This is a genomic window from Ruminiclostridium papyrosolvens C7 (assembly GCF_000421965.1).
Taxonomy (GTDB): Bacteria; Bacillota; Clostridia; order Acetivibrionales; family DSM-1351; genus Ruminiclostridium; species Ruminiclostridium papyrosolvens_A.
Window position 1 is genome coordinate 70,625 of the sequence record NZ_ATAY01000098.1, and the last position, 20,072, is coordinate 90,696.

Here is a 20,072-nt window from a genome sequence, read left to right on the forward strand (position 1 = left end):
AAAAAGCACAATATAGTACTGAAGGTCAATACTAATATAATAGATACAATAGGCATATTATTACTTCCCTTTCGTAAAGATTGACTTAGTAGTTTCCCCTAAACCGTTTATTTTACTCTTAACAGTAACACTAACTGGAAGCCTGGTGAATTCGTTATTCCAATCATTCTTTATTTTTTTCCTATAGCTTTGGATGAGCTCTGTGTATTACCTCTCCAAATCCGAAAATATCTGTTTGCAAATCTTCTTGAGTTCTCTTAATTGAAGCCTCACAATGCTTTTTTATTTTTTCTTCTACAAGGCTATTTAATTTTTCTGCATTTTTTTCTATTGATACATCATATTTCCCGACTTCTGCAGCAATATTTAAAGTTAAATCTATTACAACATTAACAGCCGGTTTACCATTTATCATATAAGCTTTTGTTTTTGATTTAGCTTCAATAACTTCAAAGGTTACCCTGTTTTTTTCATCAAGTTGTAAATATCCAACCGTATTTTTTACATTCCCCGTAATGTAGTTAAAACCCTTACTTTCATCCTCAGTCAGATATCCCAAAAACTTATCCTTTTTAAATGCACATAAACCGGTAAGCTTTAATTTACTGACAACACTTCGCTTCAAAATATCAATAGAATCTGACTTATCTTCTTGTTCAACAATCTCTACAGCTGATAAAACAGGATTTACGCCCTCAGAAACCAATTTACTGGCCAACTCAATTATTTTTACAGTTTTTGTAGGTGCCCATGCTTTCTCAGCGGCTTTTATTGAATTATACATTTCCATACCGGATACATATTCCAGTGGGGTTATACTTTTCAGTACTTCATTTGCAGTAGTTCCTTTTGCTACAACAAAATAAAAATCTGTACGAAACTCATGATCCCGAAGAAAGAAATCCAATAAGCCTTCAATCCCTTCTTTTGCAATCTCTTCATTTAATACAACCATTCTTAAGTGAGAATTATATATTTTCCTGGGAGATATTGTAGTAATGCGCCTTATTACCTCAAACAAATCTTTTCCTCGTTCCGTGTAAAGAAATACAGGCGATTCAATTGACGATTTTTTTGACGCAATTGCTTTAGGATTTAATATTTGGTAGGTTACAGAATACTCATCATCTACCTTATCTATTCCTATAGAAATAGATAGAGCAAGTGTATTAATCTCTTTACTACCTAAACAGCCGTTTAAAATAAGATTTGTGGATATGATAAATGTTAACAATATTTTTTTACATTTCATATTTATCATCTGAACTCCGGTTCTTCTTTTTGCTCAGTAGTTACAGGGTTATTCTCCTCTACCCTTGGAGACTTATCATTACTGATTCCAATGGGCCTGTATTTGTTATCCCAAATAGGATACCTCAATATTGTATCTTTAAATCCATTTTTTGTTGCTGTAGCAATAGGTGCCATATAAGGAACTCCCACAGATTTTAATTTACACAAATGAAGAATTAAAACTATTAACCCCATAAAAACACCATACAACCCAAATATAGCGGAAAGTATCATCAAAGCAAGCCGCATTAATCGTATACAATTAGACATTGTATAATTTGGTATTGCAAAACTTGATATAGCGGTAATTGAAACAATTATAACAATAACAGCAGATATAATACCTGCATCTACTGCGGCCTGACCTAAAACCAACGCACCAACAATAGATATTGCCGGCCCTATAACCTTGGGCATCCTTACCCCAGCTTCTCTTAATATTTCAAATGTTCCCTCCATGAATAAGGCTTCAACAAAAGCAGGAAAGGGTACTCCTTCACGCTGGGCAGCAATACTAATCAATAATTGAGTTGGAATCATTTCTTGATGGAACGTGGCTAGTGCAATATAACCTGCAGGTACAATAAGTGTAAGAAAAAAGGCTATATACCTTATTATCCTGATTGCAGAAGCTACTAAATAAGGATAATAGTAGTCTTCACTTGATTGAAGAAAATCAGTAAATAGAGCAGGAGCAGTCAGCACATATGCGGTTCCATTCACCAAAATAGCTACTCTCCCCTCAAGTATGGCAGCTGCAACAGAATCAGGTTTTTCAGAACTTAAAAATTGAGGGAAAATAGAATATCTGTCATCCTTTATCAATTCTTCAATGTAACTGCTATCAAAAATGCCGTCAATATTTATAGAGTTAAGTCTTCTTCTGAGCTCATCAACAATTGCTTTTTTTGCAATTTTATCAAAGTACATAATTACTATTTTGGTTTTTGTTATATTTCCCTTAGATAGCTCCTCAACTCTCAAGGATTTGTTTTTTATTCTATTCCTGAGCAACGAAACATTGACATTTATATTTTCAACAAAGCACTCCTTAGGGCCTCTAATGACATTCTGTGATGTAGGTTCTGAAACAGCTCTGCCTTCAACAGAAAAAGTATCTATTGAAAAGAATTTGTTATATCCATCAATAAAAAATAAAGTTTTTCCGGATAGTAAATTAGATATTAAAACATTAAAATCAGTGCCTTCTTCGGATTTTCTAAATCCAAAAAGGGCATTTTTAAATAAATTGAAATAGCCTTCAGGTGTGCAATCTTTTAATTTATCTTTTGCCTTAAGTACATTTGTTATTTCTGAGGATAGGCTATTTATAGTATCCTTATCTACAATATTTTCAATATAAATGCTTACATAACATAAGTTTTCATTGATATTGTCTTTACATAGATTAATTGAAAGATCGCTGGAATTGCCTAACTCATTTTTTATCTTTTCAATATTTTTATTTATATTTCTACTTAAATTTTCAGATTCAGAAATGTTGGATATATGTGTTTTTTTCTTAAATAAGTTTCCAAATGCCTTCATATTGCACCCCAATCCAATCATTTAATGTATTATTAATTAGTGTTACAAACACTTATTTTTTTATTCGTATTGGATTATTGTGGTTTATATTTGGATGCATATAAATTTCTTCGTTATTTTTCAACATATTTAGCCTTTAGAATAGGTAGTATTGTAGCTAATACCAGTACTATCAATAATATAAATGCCATTCCATTAGAAGCAACAAATCCCCTTGGACCAGAACCCTTTATAACTCCTGTAACTTGGAGTATTATGCCTATAAGTCCTATTATAGACCCTCCGGCAACAAGTCCGGAAGATAAGCTTATACCATTAGAAACCCTTGCATCTTTTTCTTGTTCAGATTTACTGGCTTTTTCAACAAAATATCTAACTAACGCGCCTATTAAAATTATAGAAGTCGTAGATATTGGCAAATAGAAACCTATTGCTACCGTCATTACAGAAAGCCTTAACAAGAATAAAACAACTCCCATAACAGCACCAACTATAACCATAACCCAGGGTAATTTACCTGACATTATACCACCTGTCAAGGTTGCCATTAAGTTAGCTTGAGGCAGTGCAAAAGCAACGTTATCACCGGTCATTACCAATTGGTTTGAAAGTAATAATATAGTTCCGATAACTACAGCAGTACCAGCTATACCAGCTATAGTAAAGTATTTCTGCATTTCATTTTTACTTCCACCAATTAAAAAAGTAACTTTTTGTGATTGGGTATAACCCCCAGCCATTGCTATAGCAGTAACTATGAAGGTACCAAATAAAAGTAGAGACCTGTTATTCTCAGTATTTTTCCATCCGAATATAACGAACAGTAATGTTACAATAACTATAGAAGCTATAGTCATACCCGATACAGGGAGGTTAGAAGTTCCTATGGTACCAGTTAAACGACCCGCAACTATGACAAATAATAATGATAAGAACAATGACAAAATAGATGCAGTTATTGCCATCAGTATATTACCCCTTGAAACTATAAACCCACCTATAAACCCTACTACTATACCACCTATTAATATCAAACTTTCAATAGATGAAGACTCACCGCTTTTAGAAGACTTGACATTAAGAGTTTCTTTTATAGATGATATTATGGTAGGTATGAGTTTTAAAGCACCTATTAATCCACCCGAAAGCATCATACCGGCACCCATATATTTTACATAACTACCTGCGATATGCTTAACTTGCATACTGTTAATAGCAACGTCAGGGTTATTCCATATGTTTGCACCTTGTTTTCCAAGTTCAGCGAAATAACCGATTAAAGGCGTAATACCGAAGTTAGATAATATTGAGCCTGCAAACATAGCTACCGAAACTTCCATTCCAACAATAAATCCTATACCTAATAATAGTGGGTTTACTTCTATTTCAAATTTCCACTTGTAGAAGGTTTCATTTACATAGCTAATAACGTTGTTGGCTACATTCAAAAATGAACTGGTTATAACAGTTATTATGCCGCCAATACCAAATCCAATCCCCATAAACTTCATTGATTCTCCGGCACCTTCTGAAGCAACTAGGGTTTCAGATATAGCCATTGACTCCGGGTACATTAATTTACCATGTTCTTCAACAATTAAGTAATTGTGAACAAGAGCAGCTATTCCTACACCAAATAACACTCCTCCCGCACTAACAATAAAACCTTCCAGGAACGTAACTTTAAAACCTATTAAAAGAACTGCCGGTAAAACAAATATAACACCACTGGCAACTGATTCCCCACCACTTGACATTCCTTGAACCAAGTTTTTTGCAAGGATACCTTTATGCTTAGCAAATACTGCTATAAATGCTGAACCTATTATAGAACCGGGTATACCGGCAGCAACTGTAAGTCCGGATTTCATACCTGAATAGGCAGTGGATGCCGTGAATAAAACAGCTAAAATAATACCGATTATTAATACAGAAATATTCCCACCTGATTTAGAACCGTCGGAAACATAGGGCACATAGTCTTTACCATTTACGCCGCCATAAGCATCTTTAGATAACTTTTTATCCATAGTATATACCTCTATTATTTTATATTCTTTAGTACTTCCAATAGGTATTCCCACATCCTCTGAACCGAAGAAATACTCATGTGCTCATTGGGAGTGTGAACGTCATATAGATTTGGTCCAAAAGAAATTGCATCAAGTTGCTCAAATTTTTCAGCAAAAAGTCCGCACTCAAGTCCAGCATGTATCGCCGTTATTTGAGGCTTCTTTTTGTACATTTTTTCATATACATCTTCGAAAATTGTTCTTATTTTGGAATCAGGATTATATGCCCATTCAGGGTAATCTGATTCCGTAACAACACTTCCACCATTTAGTTTAGCGGTTACAATAAGTCTATTAGTTAATTCATTCTTTAAACTTCTTACTGAACTTCTGATTGAGCTTATAAATTCTATGCAATCTTTAGAAGTCGTAATTACCCCCAGATTCAAGGAGCTTTCCACTAAACCCTTAATATCCATACTCATGGAAGTTACCCCATTTATCAGCAAGTACAAATAGTTAACTGCATTAATAGTTGATTCTTCTGAAAGCATTTCTTTGGGGTGGTCAGGTAAAACTTCAAATTCCACTCTTACATCAGGGTCTTGTGTTCTCAACTCCGTTGTAAACATTTTTTCACATTCAGATATTTTGTTCTCAACTAAGGTTTTATCATCAGCTCTTACTAAAATAACAGCATCTGACTCACGTGGAATTGCATTGTGTTTTGAACCTCCGTTTAATGAGCTAAGTCTGAAATCTGTTTCAGATAAAATAGACATAAGTATACGGCCCATCAGTTTATTGGAGTTTCCTCTTTCTTTATCTATCTCCATTCCGGAGTGTCCGCCCTTTAAGCCCCTAATTTTTACTATATATGGAACAAGGTTTGCATCTGCTGCTTCCCATATTGCCGGAATTGTTGTTTTAGCCGTACGTCCACCGGCACAGCTCACTAATAGAGTACCCTCTTCTTCTGAATCTATGTTAATAAGTATTCTTCCTTTGATATTTTCAGGTTCCAGTGCCATGGCTCCATCCATTCCTGTTTCCTCAGAAGTGGTAACAAGTAATTCAATGGCCGGATGTTGATATTCATCAGATGCCAAAATTGCTAATCCCATGGCAACTGCAATTCCGTTATCAGCCCCTAAAGTTGTATCAGTTGCATATATCATGTCATCAATTATTCTTAACTTTAATGGATCCTTGGTAAAATCATGCTCTATATCTTTATTTTTTTCACATACCATATCCATATGCCCTTGTAAAACAACAGCAGGGCTGTTCTCGAACCCCGGTGTAGCCTTCTTTCTTATAACAACATTTAATGCAGAGTCCTGAACGTATTCCAACTGATGTTCTTTTGCGAAGGATACCAAATAATCGCTGACCTCTTTTTCATTACCAGACCCCCTTGGAATCTGCGTGAGCTTTTCAAAGTATTTAAATACCTCAACAGGTTGTAAGTTTTTAAGTATTTCAGTCATTATATTTACCTCACATTTCTTATTTTGAATATTCGCCAAAAATTTCTACATCATTATTATACTAATTAACCAATAATATTAAACTTTAAGTCGTAAAATTTTATTTAGGTAGTATTCTTTCCATGTATGGCATAAATAACACTTTATTTTTAGATTGAATACTTTGGTACATTTTCTATGTAATTACAATATTGGGGTGAATTGCATTGGGTAGCGATTGAGAAGGGGGTTTATAAACGCAGAAAAGCCCGACAAAATCGGGCTTTTGAGATAAATTGTGGTGAAGGCAAACCGTACTCGTGAAAAAGTACAACGGATACGCTCTTAATAAGATTCACCCATTTAAAAATTTAGGATTGTAATCTGCAATGTAGAATACGCATGTACAAAGTATCGGGATAACCTTTTCGACCTCTACTTTAGAAAGTTGTTTCATTAAAACCTCTATTAAATCAGGAAGAAGCTGGTCGACAGCACCTAATTTTTGCCTTGCTTCTGATATGCGCCAAGCTTTATCAATATTTTGATGAATTACCATATTACATTCTTCACGATTAACAGCAAATTTAGAATAATTACGGTTACGGTTTTCTCTGTTTACTCTTTGTTTATATGTTCCTTCAATTAGTTCTTCTAATGAAACTATATAATCATTATAGTCTTTGTCAGGTATTGATTTCATGTGATAAAATGCTTCAACCATAGGATAATTTATATATAATTTGCCCATATCCGAGGACTCAGAGAAATATTGCATCATCTCTAATATTTTATCACCGGAAAATTGAGGATCCTGCGGCTCAAAATCAAATATTAAAATAATATCAGAATATCGAGCATCAAAAATTTTCTTTTTTGTTGGATCTTTTTCTCTTTCTTTAAGAAGTTGCACTAAATCTATGGAAGAAGGATCCCCATCCGCGAACATCTCCTGATATAATACATAGATATTCGTATTATACGGTACTATCTCATGGTTTTTGTCAATACTATATATATGTAGAAGATGCTCCATTAGTCGAAAATCAGTCTTTGCGCCTTCAACAAGAATAAGTATTCTGCTGGTTTTATCCATTAAATTCACCGCTCATATATAGTTTTTCCAAATTATGTCCCTCTCGAAGCTCCCGATCAGTTGCATTTACAAGAGATATTAATTTTTCCTTAGTTAATATGAAATAGCAGTCTGGTCGCATTATTCGGTTGGTAAGCAGATTTGTATTATGCGATGTCAAAATAATCTGAGTATAAGTCATCTTTTCCAACATAGAAACAATGCTTTCAGCTAGTTCATAATGATAGTAGGCATCAAACTCATCTATAAACATAAATGTAACATCGTTGCATGTCTTATACCAATAGAAAAAAGTATATAACGCCCTTGTACCACTTGATGCAACTTTAAAAAATGGTAATGGAGTATCAGTCTTGAAGTATAAACGTTTTTGACCATCATTATCCTCTTTAACAACCAGATTATCTTCCACTCCTGATTTGTGAAGAAAGCTTTCAAATTCAGATAGTACTTCTGGTTCGAATATAAAATCATAGTAATCGTTACTTTTATTCTTATAGCCAATATATCTATTTTCATCCAAGCTTCTAAACCAAAGCATGTTAGAAACGTATCTCATCATTCTCCGTAGGGGGTGGCTGTCATCAATCACGGTGTTATTCATTACATATTTAAGAATTGAATCAACATCTTGAAATGCCCAGTTCAATGTCGGTGCAATCTGCTTTATTCCTTCAGTATTACCTTTATTCTGCTTATAATCATATTCATAAAGCATTGTTTCATTAATAGAAACTTTTTCATACGTCAGTATATGCTTGTTATTTTTACGGTATCTGTAGTCAACCTCCTGTTGGTCGAACTTAAAGACATAGTGAAATTCCACATAGTCGTTGATACTATTAGCATTTAAATAATAATCATAAAGTCCAGGGGTGACATTTTTGTTTGATAAATGAGAAACAATATCAAATATTGCAAGTCCAAAATTAGATTTACCAACAGAGTTCTTTCCGTAAATGATAACCTTACCTAATAGATTCTTAGTAATGCAATTACTATTAAATTTATAATCACGAACATCCGAAAAATCTAACTTTATTGTATCTTTAAAACTTTTAAAACCTGTAACCTCAAATATCTTAAGCATTAATAATTCACCTCTTCGTATTTATTATATCCGAATATAACGAAAAGGCAACACCAGCCGGAAATTTTTTACGGAATAAATGCGAAATTTTTTCGGGATTATTTAAGATTCTTTGGCATTTATTGACATATGTATTACAAATATATAAAATGATAACAAATAACCATAGAATCTACTTATAATCAAACATATTTCTTTTCTAATAACTTAGGCTATTCAATTGTAATTATTCAAAAAATCATTCTTGTAAGACACTTCAACTAAAATCGATACAACATTTTTACTTAGAATTAATTATTCCATTTATCCAAGATGGCAGATAGAATATGCCGAAAGACTTTGGTTAGTAAAAAATTTAATACTAAATGGGGGGATTTTAAATGAACTTTTTGGGTACATGGATGCTACGATTTGCTTTTACATGTGGTCTTATATCGTTCTTGCTCATTACCTTTAAAAATGAAAAAGAGGAAAGTAAAAATCTTGGAATACTAGCAGGTATAGTTGCAAGCTTTGGAGTTCTGATATCTTCAATTCTTTTATTTTATTCCCTTGTAAGTGGGAACTATTCAGTTGAATATGTATATCATAATACAGAGAAATCACTTCCGTTAATATATAAAATTTCGGCATTCTGGTCGGGCAGTTCAGGTTCAATGCTTTTTTGGACTTCTGTTTTAGCTGTTCTTCTTATAATTGTCTATTTTAGAAATAAGGAAGAAAGTTCAACGAAAACTATAAGTGGTGTTTTATTATTTGTTATGACACTTTTTATGTTTGTTGTAACATTTATAAAAAACCCATTTAAACTGGTATCAGAACAAAGTGATGGGTTTGGCCTTAATCCAGCGCTCCAAAGTCTAGGTATGGTCTTTCATCCACCTGTTATAATTATCGCATTTTCTTTTTTCTTCATAGCTTTTGGATATCAATTATTTGACATCAGAAAAAACACTGAAGAGCACGTAAATATTACATGGAAATGGGCAATGTGGGGTTGGATACTTCTTACCTTCGGAATTGTTACCGGCGGCATATGGGCATATACCGAGCTTGGATGGGGAGGTTACTGGGCATGGGATCCAATAGAAAATTCATCTCTGGTTAACTGGTTATTTGCAACGGCTTTTCTCCATGGCTTGCGAAGCAAAGGTAATAACAATAAAAGAAGGAATTTTGTTTTGATATTTTTAACTGCATTTACCATACTTGTTGGGACATACATTGCAAGAAGCGGTTTATTGGAATCGGTACATGCATATAGCAGCCGTGGTGTCACAGTGGTTTTCGGTGTAGTATTACTGGTACTCGTACTGCTTTTCATTTTCTATTACTTCAAAATTAAAAGATTACATACAGAAGACATAATAAATAAACCTGATGAAACAGCCTTTAAAAAAACATTCCTTAATATAATTAAGCCTTGCAATCTGTTTTCTACAATAAGTATTATAACAGCTGTTTTAATTTTCGGTGGTACTACATTCCCCTTGTACGGGGGACTCTTTCTCAAAGATGTATCGGCTACCCCCATAAGTTTTTATGAATATGTTTTTGGGATATTTGGTTTACTGGTACTTTTATTTCTTGCAATTAATCCAAGCCTTTTTATAAGGAAAGTTCTTCTGATTCCCGGCGCTGTAAGTGGATTAACAGTATTGGGTCTAATGCTATTTCTTTCTGATTATGGCTGTCTTACAAAATTGTCTCTATCCGTTTGTGCAATGCTGGCAGTAAATTTGGTTATAGAACTTGTAATAAATTATAAAAAGCATATTTCCAATCCGAAACGAGTGGCAGTTTTATTACTACATGCTCCACTTATAATAATGGCAGTGGGATTTGCAGGGTCCATGGGCATGCCTTTGAATACTGATAAAACTCTGGAAAAAGGCAATACCATGGTTGTTGGAGAATATGAAGTAAAATACAGAAACCTCTATTGGAAAGAGGAAACCGGAAAAACTACAGCTGTTTCTGTTTTAGGCGTTAACGGTCCTAAGGGAAAATTCCAATTGAAACCCGAACTTTCATATTATCAGAAAATGAAAACGTCTCACTCTAGAGCAGTAATAAAATCAGGATTGAAAGAAGATTTGTACATAATTTTTGAAGGGATAGACGAAAAAGATAATATATCACTAAAAGTTAAGGTAGTAAAGTGGGTTAACCTTGTATGGATAGGAAGTATTTTATTGGTTGTATGCACAATTCTGTACTATTTTTCTGAAAATAAAAAAACAAAGATAGTAATAAAAAATAATTTAGAACAGGAGGTTTAAAAATGACAAAGGTATCAAAACTATCTCACAAGATTATTGTCGTTATGTTAATAACCGCAATTTTAATGGTTACTCAGATTTCTGTTGTATTGTCGGGAAATGTTGATCTTACAACGTCAGAGTTTAACTTTGACAAAATCGTTTTTACCAAACATCAGCCATATTCAGGTGTTGAAAACCATATGATTGATGGCAACTTTGGATTTACAGCAGTAAAAGGCGGAGGATTGTATATTCTGAATAATGCCTTTTCTGGCAATCCGACTGTAACCGATGTTTTGCAGAATTCTGTCTGCAAAAACGGACGTTACGCAGGGAAGAAGCTTACAGGAGGAGCCTTCTATTCCTTTGATCTGAGTTACGACGCGAAACAGATTGTATTCGCCTACACAGATGCACAAAATTCCTACGGTGTTTGGAATGAAAACACTACCTACCACATTTTCAAGGTAAATGTGGATGGGACAAATCTTACACAGCTGACTGATGGAAGTGTAAATGATTTTGATCCTCGCTGGCTTCCGGATGGAAGGATTGTATTTATATCAGAAAGAAGAGGCGGATATGGACGTTGCCACCAGCGTACAGTTCCCACCTTTAATCTACATACAATGAATGCAGATGGAAGCAATATCAGATGCATAAGTTACCATGAAACTAATGAATGGAGTCCATGTGTAGATAACAACGGCATGATTGTATACACCCGTTGGGACTACGTGGACAGAGGTGCCACTCATCCTCATTCTGCATGGATAACCACTCCGGATGGCCTTGATGCGAGAGCTATTACGTTAAATTACCCAAACTCGGGCGCCGAATGGTGGAAAAATGTCCCTATGATGCAGAATTCGTTAAGGGCGATACCAAATTCGAATAAATATGTTGCAACAGCCGCTCCTCATCATGCTCAAAACTATGGACCGCTTATTGTAATTGATCCAGATGTTGAAGATGATGATAATCTTTCCACGATTACAAAAATTACACCTGATGCAATGTATCCAGAAACCGAAACCGGTACCACAACCGATCAAAAATATGGAACTCCATATCCTTTAAGTGAAGACTATTTTCTATGTATATATGATCCAAATGCCAACAGTGATGGCGCAAACAAGCGATATGGCATATATGCAATAGATACAAAAGGAAACAAGACAATGCTTTATAGCGATCCTAATATTTCCTGCTACAGTCCGATACCATTAAGGCCACGTACTGTGCCCAATAGTATTCCGGGCTCTGCCATACCAACGGGACAAGCTCCAGATGGAGTTGTATCTATAATGAATATTTATGATACGCTACTTCCATTCCCGTCGGGGACAAAGATTAAAGAACTGCGTATATGGCAGGTCTATCCAAAGACTACTCCACTTGCAACAGACCCCATAGTAAGCTACGAAGGAACTGAAAGTTCATGGGCCGGAAGAAATACCAGAGGACTCTTAGGTTCAGTACCTGTTGAAGAAGATGGAAGTGCATCCTTCTATTTGGCACCCGGAAAACCTGTTTTTTTCCAGGCTATTGATCAGGATGGAACTGCTGTTCAGACTATGAGATCTGATACCTTCCTTATTCCCGGACAAAACCGGCTGTTATGTGAGGGCTGCCACGAACCTGCCCGCAAGGCAGCAGAGAATCCTGAAAGTGTTCCCCTTGCATTAAGAAGGGCTCCTTCAACAATTACACCTGATGCATCAGAAGGAGCAAGACCAATGAGTTTTCCAAGGCTTATTCAGCCTATCTTGGATAAAAAATGTATATCATGTCACAATGGCTCTCAGGTGCCTGACCTTAGAAAAGGAAACTTAGATTCCCAGACAAAATGGTTTAGTTCATATAAAAATTTGAAGCCATATGTTGCACTATTTGATGTAATGTATGCGGGTGCTAGCTGGGATCATGTATACCCACGAACCGAGCCAGGCAAGTTTGGTTCTAGGGCATCAAAGCTATATCAAAAGCTGAAGACAGGGCATGGTAATCTTACCCAAAGTGAGCTTCACTCATTTACAATTTGGATGGATTCAGGAATTGCTCCATTCTTCGGAGACTACAAGAATACAGATGCACAGTTAAGAGGAGAGCAGGTCGAGCCATCTCTGAATTAAATACATTGGCTAAAAATAATAATGGATGGGAGTGTTAAAAATGAATCGGGTTACAAATAAAAAACTAATTCCCATGATTCTTTGCATAGCGATAGTCATTACTATAGTAAGCTTCCTTTTCCCGGAAAGTAATATTGGGTATTCAGCTGATAATTCATATTTTTCACCTTTTGATACTGCATATTCTCCTGATGGCAGCTTGATTGCGGTATCGGATTCAACTAAAGCACAGATGGAAATATTGAAGGCATCCGATGGTGAAGTTCAAAAGGTTATACAATTGGATGGACAGCCTAAAGCCCTTGCATGGAACGGAAATCTAAATATATATGTTTGTGAGTACGGAGCAGGAACTGTTGCCGAAGTAAATCCTGCTTCAGGAGAAGTAACAAGAAGGTTTGCAACAGGTTCGAAACCTCTTGGAGTAAAAGTAGTAGACGATAAACTTGTTGTATCTGATTATGGCTTAAAAAAAGTATCTGTTGTTGATTTGTCCTCCGGTGATGTTGAAAAAGATATTACCGTTAAAGATTATCCATACTTGATGGATAGTACTGTCGATGGCAAATATGCAATAGTCGGACACGCATTGCCATCAGGAAATGCCTCTGAAGCCAAGTATGCTGCATCAGTTACCTTTATTGACATGAACACCTATAGTGAAGTTGCAAATATAGCTCTTCCGCAGGGTTCATCAAATGTAAGGGGAATTAAATGTTCGCCCGATGGCAAGTGGGCGTACGTTCTTCACACATTTGGAAAAACCTCCCTCCCTACTACCCAAATTACTAGAGGGTGGACAATGACAAATGCTGTTACAATAATTGATATTGCAAATAAAAACATATATACCACATTCTTATTGGACAGAATGATGGAAGGAGCAGCAGACCCATGGGGACTGGCAATATCAGCAGACAGTAAAACCATGTGGGTTAGTGTGTCAGGAACTCATCAGGTGCTGAGAGTTGATTTAAATGGTCTTCATCAGCTTTTAACCGGGAATTTGAACGGCGGTGACAGTTCTCAAATTGATTCAAACTCTTATTATAAGGTTGTAAACAGGAATAGTGGAAAAGCAGTTGATGTTCCGGGCGGTAATTCTGCAAACAACACACAACTGGTACAATGGGATGATGTTGGCAATAATAATCAGCAATATAAGTTAGTCGCTGATACTGATGGATATTATACCATTATCAATAGAGGAACAAACAAAGCACTGGACAATGCAGGTGCTACCGCCGATAATTCAGCTGTAGTTGAATGGGATGTGACTTCTTCCAATAATCAAAAATGGAAATTGATTGATACAGGGGACGGTTACTACAAGCTTCAGGTGAAATCCAGCCAGAAATATATGGATGTAAGTGGTGCTTCGGTTGCCAGCAATGCCGGTATAGTAACAAACAGCAGCAGCACAAGCTTGAGCCAGCAATGGAAAATATCAAAAGCCGGTACAGGAACTTCGTCAAGCAATTATTCCTTATTATTCCGTTCAAAATCAGGATTTGACAAACCATATTCAGATATATGGTTACAAATCAAAGCCGATCCCACAAAAAAAAGTGAGCTTAAATACGACCTTGGAGCATTATGGGGAGCAGGTCTGCTAAAAGAGATAGAGTTACCCGGTCAGGGGCCAAGGGGTATATCATTATCACCGGATGGTAAAACGGTAGCCGTAGGTGCATATTTTGCAGGAGAAGTATATCTTATAGATACCTTTGGGAGTGTATTGAAAAGCACAGCAAAACTCGGTATTCAACCCCAAGAAAGCCAGATTAGAAGTGGTGAACGTATATTCTACGATGCGTCAACCACCACACAAAAATGGCTTAGCTGTGCTTCCTGCCATCCTGATGGCAGAGCCGACGGACTTAATTGGGATATGCCGAATGACGGTATCGGCAATACTAAAAACACTAAATCAATGTTATATGTTTTTGACACACCTCCTGCTATGTGGCGTGGGGTAAGGGATGACGCCCATGTTGGCATAAAAGCAGGTTTCAAATACATAAAGTTTAAAGAGCCAACTCAACAAGAACTTGATGATGTAGCTGCTTATATCAAGAGCCTCTCTGAAGAGCCTGACCCATACTCAAATGAGAGTACGATGACAGCAGATGCTGTTGCCGGGAAAGCAATTTTTGAAAGTCCGGAAGCAAAATGTTCATATTGCCATTCAGGAGCACTGTATACAGATTTGAAAGCTCACGATGTAGGTACAAAGGATATTCTTGATCCTGATGGATTGTATTATACCCCAACACTTAAGGAGTTGTGGAGGACTGCTCCATATCTTCATGATGGTTCTGCTGCAACAATCCATGATGTACTGACAACGAAGAATGCAAATGACAAACATGGATATACATCACAGCTTACTGCTGAGCAACTCTCCCAGTTGGAGGCATACATACTTGAGATAGGTAGTAACCCTGCTCAAACATTACAAAAAGGTGATGTAAATGGGGATGGAGATGTTAATGCAATTGATTTGGCCTTTATGAAAAAGTACTTGATGGGAGAACTTAATTTGCCGGACGAACAGCTAAAAGCTGCTGATGTTGATGATAATGGAGAAATCAATGCCATTGATTTTGCCATTTTGAAACAAGTAGTACTTGGACTTAGAACTGGTTTTTAAATATTGTATCAATCAAGGGGCTGTTGCAAAACTGAAAGTTTGAGTTTTAACACCTGTACTCCCGTATAAAATTGTATCAATGATTGCTTCCAAGATATTTGCAAGTGTTTCTAGCGGCTCATCATAGGATATTTTACCGTCGCTCACATTCATCGTCCATGATTCATGGTTTCGCTAAAACCTACCTCGTGATAGGTTTTCCGGTAAAATATCCATGTTCGCCGACAAACATCTGCAAATATCTTTAACTAAGCTTCCATTGATACAATGTATACTCACTTACAGGCTAGAAAAGATAAAAACTAATTTTGCAACAACCTCTTATATTAGCATATCTATTTTGTAGGATAAGGTAATTCTGCAATATCACCCAGCAGGTATTTCTTGAATACGGCTAAATCAATGGCATCGATTGCGCCGTCACTATTGAGATCCGCCACTGCAGGGTCAATTTGTACTGGTAAATTAGTAGGAATTCCAAGCATATACATTTTCATCAGTGCATAGTCGGTTGCATCTACACTGGCATCCCCATTAAGATCTCCGGCCTTTACAGATACGCCAGTAAATTTGAACCAGTTTAAATTGAATAAGTATCCGCTTCCTCCTGTAAACTTCAGGTATACGTCATGTTTTCCGCTAACACCGCTGATACTACATGATGCATCTACATAAGTTTGCCAATCTCCGTTTCCGGCAATGGGACAAGTTCCTATCAAAGTACCGTTAATGCTATCGAGATGAATTTCAATATTTCCTCCACTGGAGTTACTCGCTACTCTGGCCTGAAATTTTTCCGCACCATTGCCAAAATCCATATTACTGTAAACAGCATAATCCCCATTTTCGATGTACCCAACATCCTCTCCGCCCTCAGAACAGGTTTCCGTTTGAACTCCCGATTGGTTGTTAAAGCTTTCTGCTTCAATCTGTGTAAAAGCCGACCTCAGTTCAGGGTCAGGTATCACAGCTCCACCTGTTATTTCCGGTCTTTCGTTCCAGACGGAGCTTTCTCCGTTTTCATTTACTGCCGTTACAGCAAAGTAATACTTTGTTCCGCTGGTAAGTTCTGAAACGGTGTATGGGCTTGCAGTAACACCTTTTATTGTATTGGTGTACACGCCGGGTTCCGTTCCGTATTTGATATTATATGAAGTTGCCCCTTTGGAAAGCCTGAACCAAAGCCTTACACTGTTGTTACCGGGCTGGTGGGAATATAATAATGGCGGGCATGGTTTGTTTTCTGTTGTGAATGACCATATACCACTGGAAGAGGCTGTGGAGTATGTCAGATTTTTTGAATATGCTGTAACTCTCCAGTAATACTTGGTATCAGGACTCAAAAGGTTCGGTTCTACGGTATATTTGTTGTAGATCATCCGATCCCTCAGGATTATGGGGTTAGACATGTCTGCATTTGCAGATACCTCAAGCTTGTAGAAGAATGCGTTCCTTGAAGGTGTCCATGAAAGCACCGCCCTGTTTGAAACCCCCATTGTTCCGTTTGTAGGAGCGGATAGGCTAAAGCTTGTAGGCGAATTTCCTGCAGCCTTTGTAGTAAAATACTGTGTAGGCCCATTTATTGGTCTCTCCCCATTTGCATTAACAGCATATACCTTCCAATAATATGTAGTATTGTTCTCCAATGCTGTGGTAGGAGTAAAAGTTGATGCCGTGTTGGAGCCGAACTCATTTGTACCTGTTATAGTAGTAATCCCTGACTTATTGATTACCGGGGATGAAAGGTCGCTGTTTTTGGAAACTACCAAACGATAAGAGGTTGCGTTATAAGCTCTTGACCACAGGAATTTTGGTGTAACTGATTCATTGGGTGCATTCCGTGATGGAAGATAAGGTCCAAATTGTCCGGGTACACCGGCATTTGCACCGGCTATAAACGAATACACCGCATCGTTTGAAACCGTCCGACTTCCACTGGAGTTTACGGCAGTAACATTCCAGTAATATTTTTGGCCTTCTGTCAAAGGTGTTGCAACCGTGTAGCTTGTATCAGTAATGCCTGCCTGGTTGATGACAGGGTCGGACAAATCCTTGTTTACAAATACTTTCACCGTATAACTTGTAGCACCTTGTGCTGCCGACCAGGTAAGTGTCGGTGCTACTGTAGTAACTTCCCCGTCATCAGGAGTCATTGGGTGGAAGAAGTTCGGAGCAGAATCAATCTTTTTCAAAACAACTAGCCATGAGTCATTAGCTGCCGCATTGTTTATTGAAAAGCTTATATTGGAAGTTGACGAAGGGGTAATGCTGGATTGGTACGTCAAACCGTTATTTTCACTTGAAGTGATCTTGTAAAGGTCTATCCTAACATTCTGCCCGCTGAAAGGCTGGTTGTTCAGATTTACATTAATGGTTCCTGCAGTTCCACTCTTTGCAATGATAACCTTGCATTCATCAGTATCTCTGCTGGCACAAGCGGTAAAGTCATCCCCTGTACTTGTTGAAACTCCTACATACTGTCCCGACAATTGAGAAAACATATAGTATACCCACCATATGGGCGTCCTCACAGCTCCATTTTGTTGGCTGTTTCTTACAGTTGTTGTCAATATATCGCTCATACCATTCCAATTGCCTGATTTGATACAACCCTTAATATTTTGGGTGATGCCTGACCGTATTACATTGGCCATACTTCGTGTCCAATCAATCGTTGACGTTGACCAAGAGTTGTTTTCCTCCCATACCACATACTTGCCGTTGGTTTCAGGATATTTTGTCTGAAGGCTGACAATCGGGTCTTTCCATTTATTTGTCTGGGTATAGGAGGCAAATGTGCTACCTTCCCAGTATTCATGCCAGCAAGGCCCTTCCAAATCCATTTGGTTTTGGCTTGAAAACGGGATGTAAAAATCCGCTATTCCTGAATAGCCCACTGCACCGGGGCCTACTATAGGTATATAGTCGGGATAAACTTCCCTCACTGCTTCCCAGTTACCCTTGAAAGTCTCTTCACGCCCAGTCCAGTACTCATTTGTAAGGTCTGCAAAGTCGGGCGTTGCTCCATTATCCTTTAAATACTGGAGCACGTCTTTCACATACTGCTTAAACCAAGCCTGATTGGTAGGGGCACCGCCACCGGGAGCGCCATTCGGCGCTGTCCACGACGGGTTAAGTCCCAGAAGGAAGTACCACTTCAATCCATTTGCCTTTGCCCTTTGATATGCTTCCAAGCACCTCTGGAGCTGACTGTCTTCGTTATTAAAGCATGTACTGTCCAAATCACCTACTCCCTGAAAGGTCTGGACTGGGATAGTCTCTCGGTTAAGAATCGGTCCGAGCATTTTCATCCTGCTATCGGGTATATCATAGTTAGGTGTGAGAATATAGCCGAAGTTACTATGATTTACCGGCCGTAAAATATTATTAAAATCCACGTTCACAGTATCAGTTGCCGCCGCTCGAACAAATCCGCCTGATTGAAAAAGCAACCCAAATACCAGAAAAATTGCAAGTTTACGGTAAAATACACAGTTGACTTTTTTCATAAATTGACCTCCTAATTTTTCATTTGCAAAACTTAATAATGGAACTCCTTTAATTGTAAGACAATATTACCATATTATCCCATAAGGTTCAATTATTTGCAGCCACTAAGATTGAGCTAATTTATTACAGGGAATTGTAAAACAGAATATATAAGCTATTTCTTCGATAACTCTCAAAGAAAAACGGTGAGCCTACAAAGCCCACCGTTCATTGTATAAGTTGCAGCATACTTCGGATCACTCCTTAACGCTGTCCTATTTATGCTGCAACATTTTATCATCAAAATAACAACTCTATCCGTAATCTATAGAGTGCGTTTCAAACCCTTCCCGACAGGACAGACTGTCCTGCATTTATTGCAGTCAACTGTATCAAAACCTTTTTTAGTTTTTCCGTATGAATTCAGTCTGCACTTTTTTTGTTCTACCTTGTCCTTATTAATAGCATTAACAGCACATATATCCAGACACAGTGTACATGCTTCAATACAGATACTTTTTGCGTAGGGGTCGGATTCAAGCTCAATATCGGTTAAAACCGCCCCAACAGTTAAACGGTTACCATATACTTCATTCAATAGCAATGTGTTTTTCCCAAGGGTACCAATACCGGCAGCCACAGCTGTATGCTTCATGGAGAGCAGCCCATGTCCCGTCATGGATTCTTCATTCCATGAGTTGTATGGAGCATCACATGGAAGTGGAACACAAGTACACCTGAATTCTTTTTCCATTCTGTTTGAAGCAGATAAAGCTATGTAATCAACCATGGAGCAACTAATTGTATTGAAATGTTCATACATGAGCCGGGGTTCTACTTCCCATAATCCCTTTGGTAAAGTAATACCAAAGACAATAACCGACTTGCATTTGCTATACAAATCTGTTGGATGAAATCCTTTCGGAGCAGTTTCAAACCTTTCTATACCTGCTATTCCACATACATCTGAACCTAAAGATGTGAAAATATTTTTTATAATTTCCTTCATTGCAGCCCTACCCC

The 20,072-nt window shown here is 37.1% G+C and carries 12 protein-coding genes; 3 read left to right on the forward strand and 9 right to left on the reverse strand.

The features are described from left to right. Positions 1-181: 181 nt before the first annotated feature. From L323_RS39695 to L323_RS39720, 6 genes are all read right to left on the reverse strand, one after another. Positions 182-1,261 (reverse strand): Ger(x)C family spore germination protein, encoded by a 1,080-nt coding sequence (locus L323_RS39695; RefSeq protein WP_020817245.1) that lies wholly within the window; start codon positions 1,259-1,261, stop codon positions 182-184. Continuing rightward, positions 1,258-2,841: a spore germination protein gene (locus L323_RS39700; RefSeq protein ID WP_020817246.1), complete on the reverse strand. Its 1,584-nt coding sequence runs from the start codon at positions 2,839-2,841 to the stop codon at positions 1,258-1,260. The genes L323_RS39695 and L323_RS39700 overlap by 4 nt, the downstream gene beginning before the upstream one ends. Positions 2,842-2,954: 113 nt before the next feature. Further along, a complete protein-coding gene (locus L323_RS39705; protein ID WP_031342573.1) occupies positions 2,955-4,871 on the reverse strand; it encodes an OPT family oligopeptide transporter in 1,917 nt (638 codons plus the stop codon). Between the two features lie 14 nt (positions 4,872-4,885). Then, a complete protein-coding gene (locus L323_RS39710; protein WP_020817248.1) occupies positions 4,886-6,343 on the reverse strand; it encodes an aminoacyl-histidine dipeptidase in 1,458 nt (485 codons plus the stop codon). A 334-nt stretch (positions 6,344-6,677) separates the two neighbouring features. Next, positions 6,678-7,418, reverse strand: a complete 741-nt coding sequence (locus L323_RS39715) for a hypothetical protein (protein ID WP_020817249.1) — start codon at positions 7,416-7,418, stop codon at positions 6,678-6,680. After that, entirely contained in the window at positions 7,411-8,508 is a 1,098-nt protein-coding gene (locus L323_RS39720) for an AAA family ATPase (RefSeq protein WP_020817250.1), read from the reverse strand. Before L323_RS39720 ends, L323_RS39715 begins: the two co-directional genes overlap by 8 nt. 380 nt (positions 8,509-8,888) lie before the next feature. Between L323_RS39720 and ccsA the strand changes: the two genes are divergently transcribed. Genes ccsA through L323_RS39735 form a run of 3 tightly spaced genes read left to right on the forward strand, consistent with a single transcriptional unit; the run spans position 8,889 to position 15,560 of the window. Then, entirely contained in the window at positions 8,889-10,790 is a 1,902-nt protein-coding gene (gene ccsA, locus L323_RS39725; protein ID WP_020817251.1) for a cytochrome c biogenesis protein CcsA, read from the forward strand. Between the two features lie 2 nt (positions 10,791-10,792). After that, on the forward strand, positions 10,793-12,907 hold the full coding sequence (locus tag L323_RS39730; protein WP_020817252.1) for a PD40 domain-containing protein: 2,115 nt from the start codon (positions 10,793-10,795) through the stop codon (positions 12,905-12,907). Positions 12,908-12,947: 40 nt separating this feature from the next. Continuing rightward, positions 12,948-15,560, forward strand: coding sequence for an RICIN domain-containing protein (locus tag L323_RS39735; protein ID WP_020817253.1), 2,613 nt, complete (start codon positions 12,948-12,950; stop codon positions 15,558-15,560). A 12-nt stretch (positions 15,561-15,572) separates the two neighbouring features. Here L323_RS39735 and L323_RS42000 read toward each other — a convergent pair whose 3' ends face one another. The 3 genes from L323_RS42000 to L323_RS39745 form a co-directional block, all read right to left on the reverse strand. Beyond that, positions 15,573-15,707, reverse strand: coding sequence for a hypothetical protein (locus L323_RS42000; protein WP_020817254.1), 135 nt, complete (start codon positions 15,705-15,707; stop codon positions 15,573-15,575). Positions 15,708-15,895: 188 nt separating this feature from the next. After that, on the reverse strand, positions 15,896-19,069 hold the full coding sequence (locus tag L323_RS39740) for a carbohydrate-binding protein (RefSeq protein WP_020817255.1): 3,174 nt from the start codon (positions 19,067-19,069) through the stop codon (positions 15,896-15,898). Between the two features lie 305 nt (positions 19,070-19,374). Then, positions 19,375-20,058, reverse strand: coding sequence for an epoxyqueuosine reductase (locus L323_RS39745; RefSeq protein ID WP_020817256.1), 684 nt, complete (start codon positions 20,056-20,058; stop codon positions 19,375-19,377). Between the last annotated feature and the right edge of the window lie 14 nt (positions 20,059-20,072).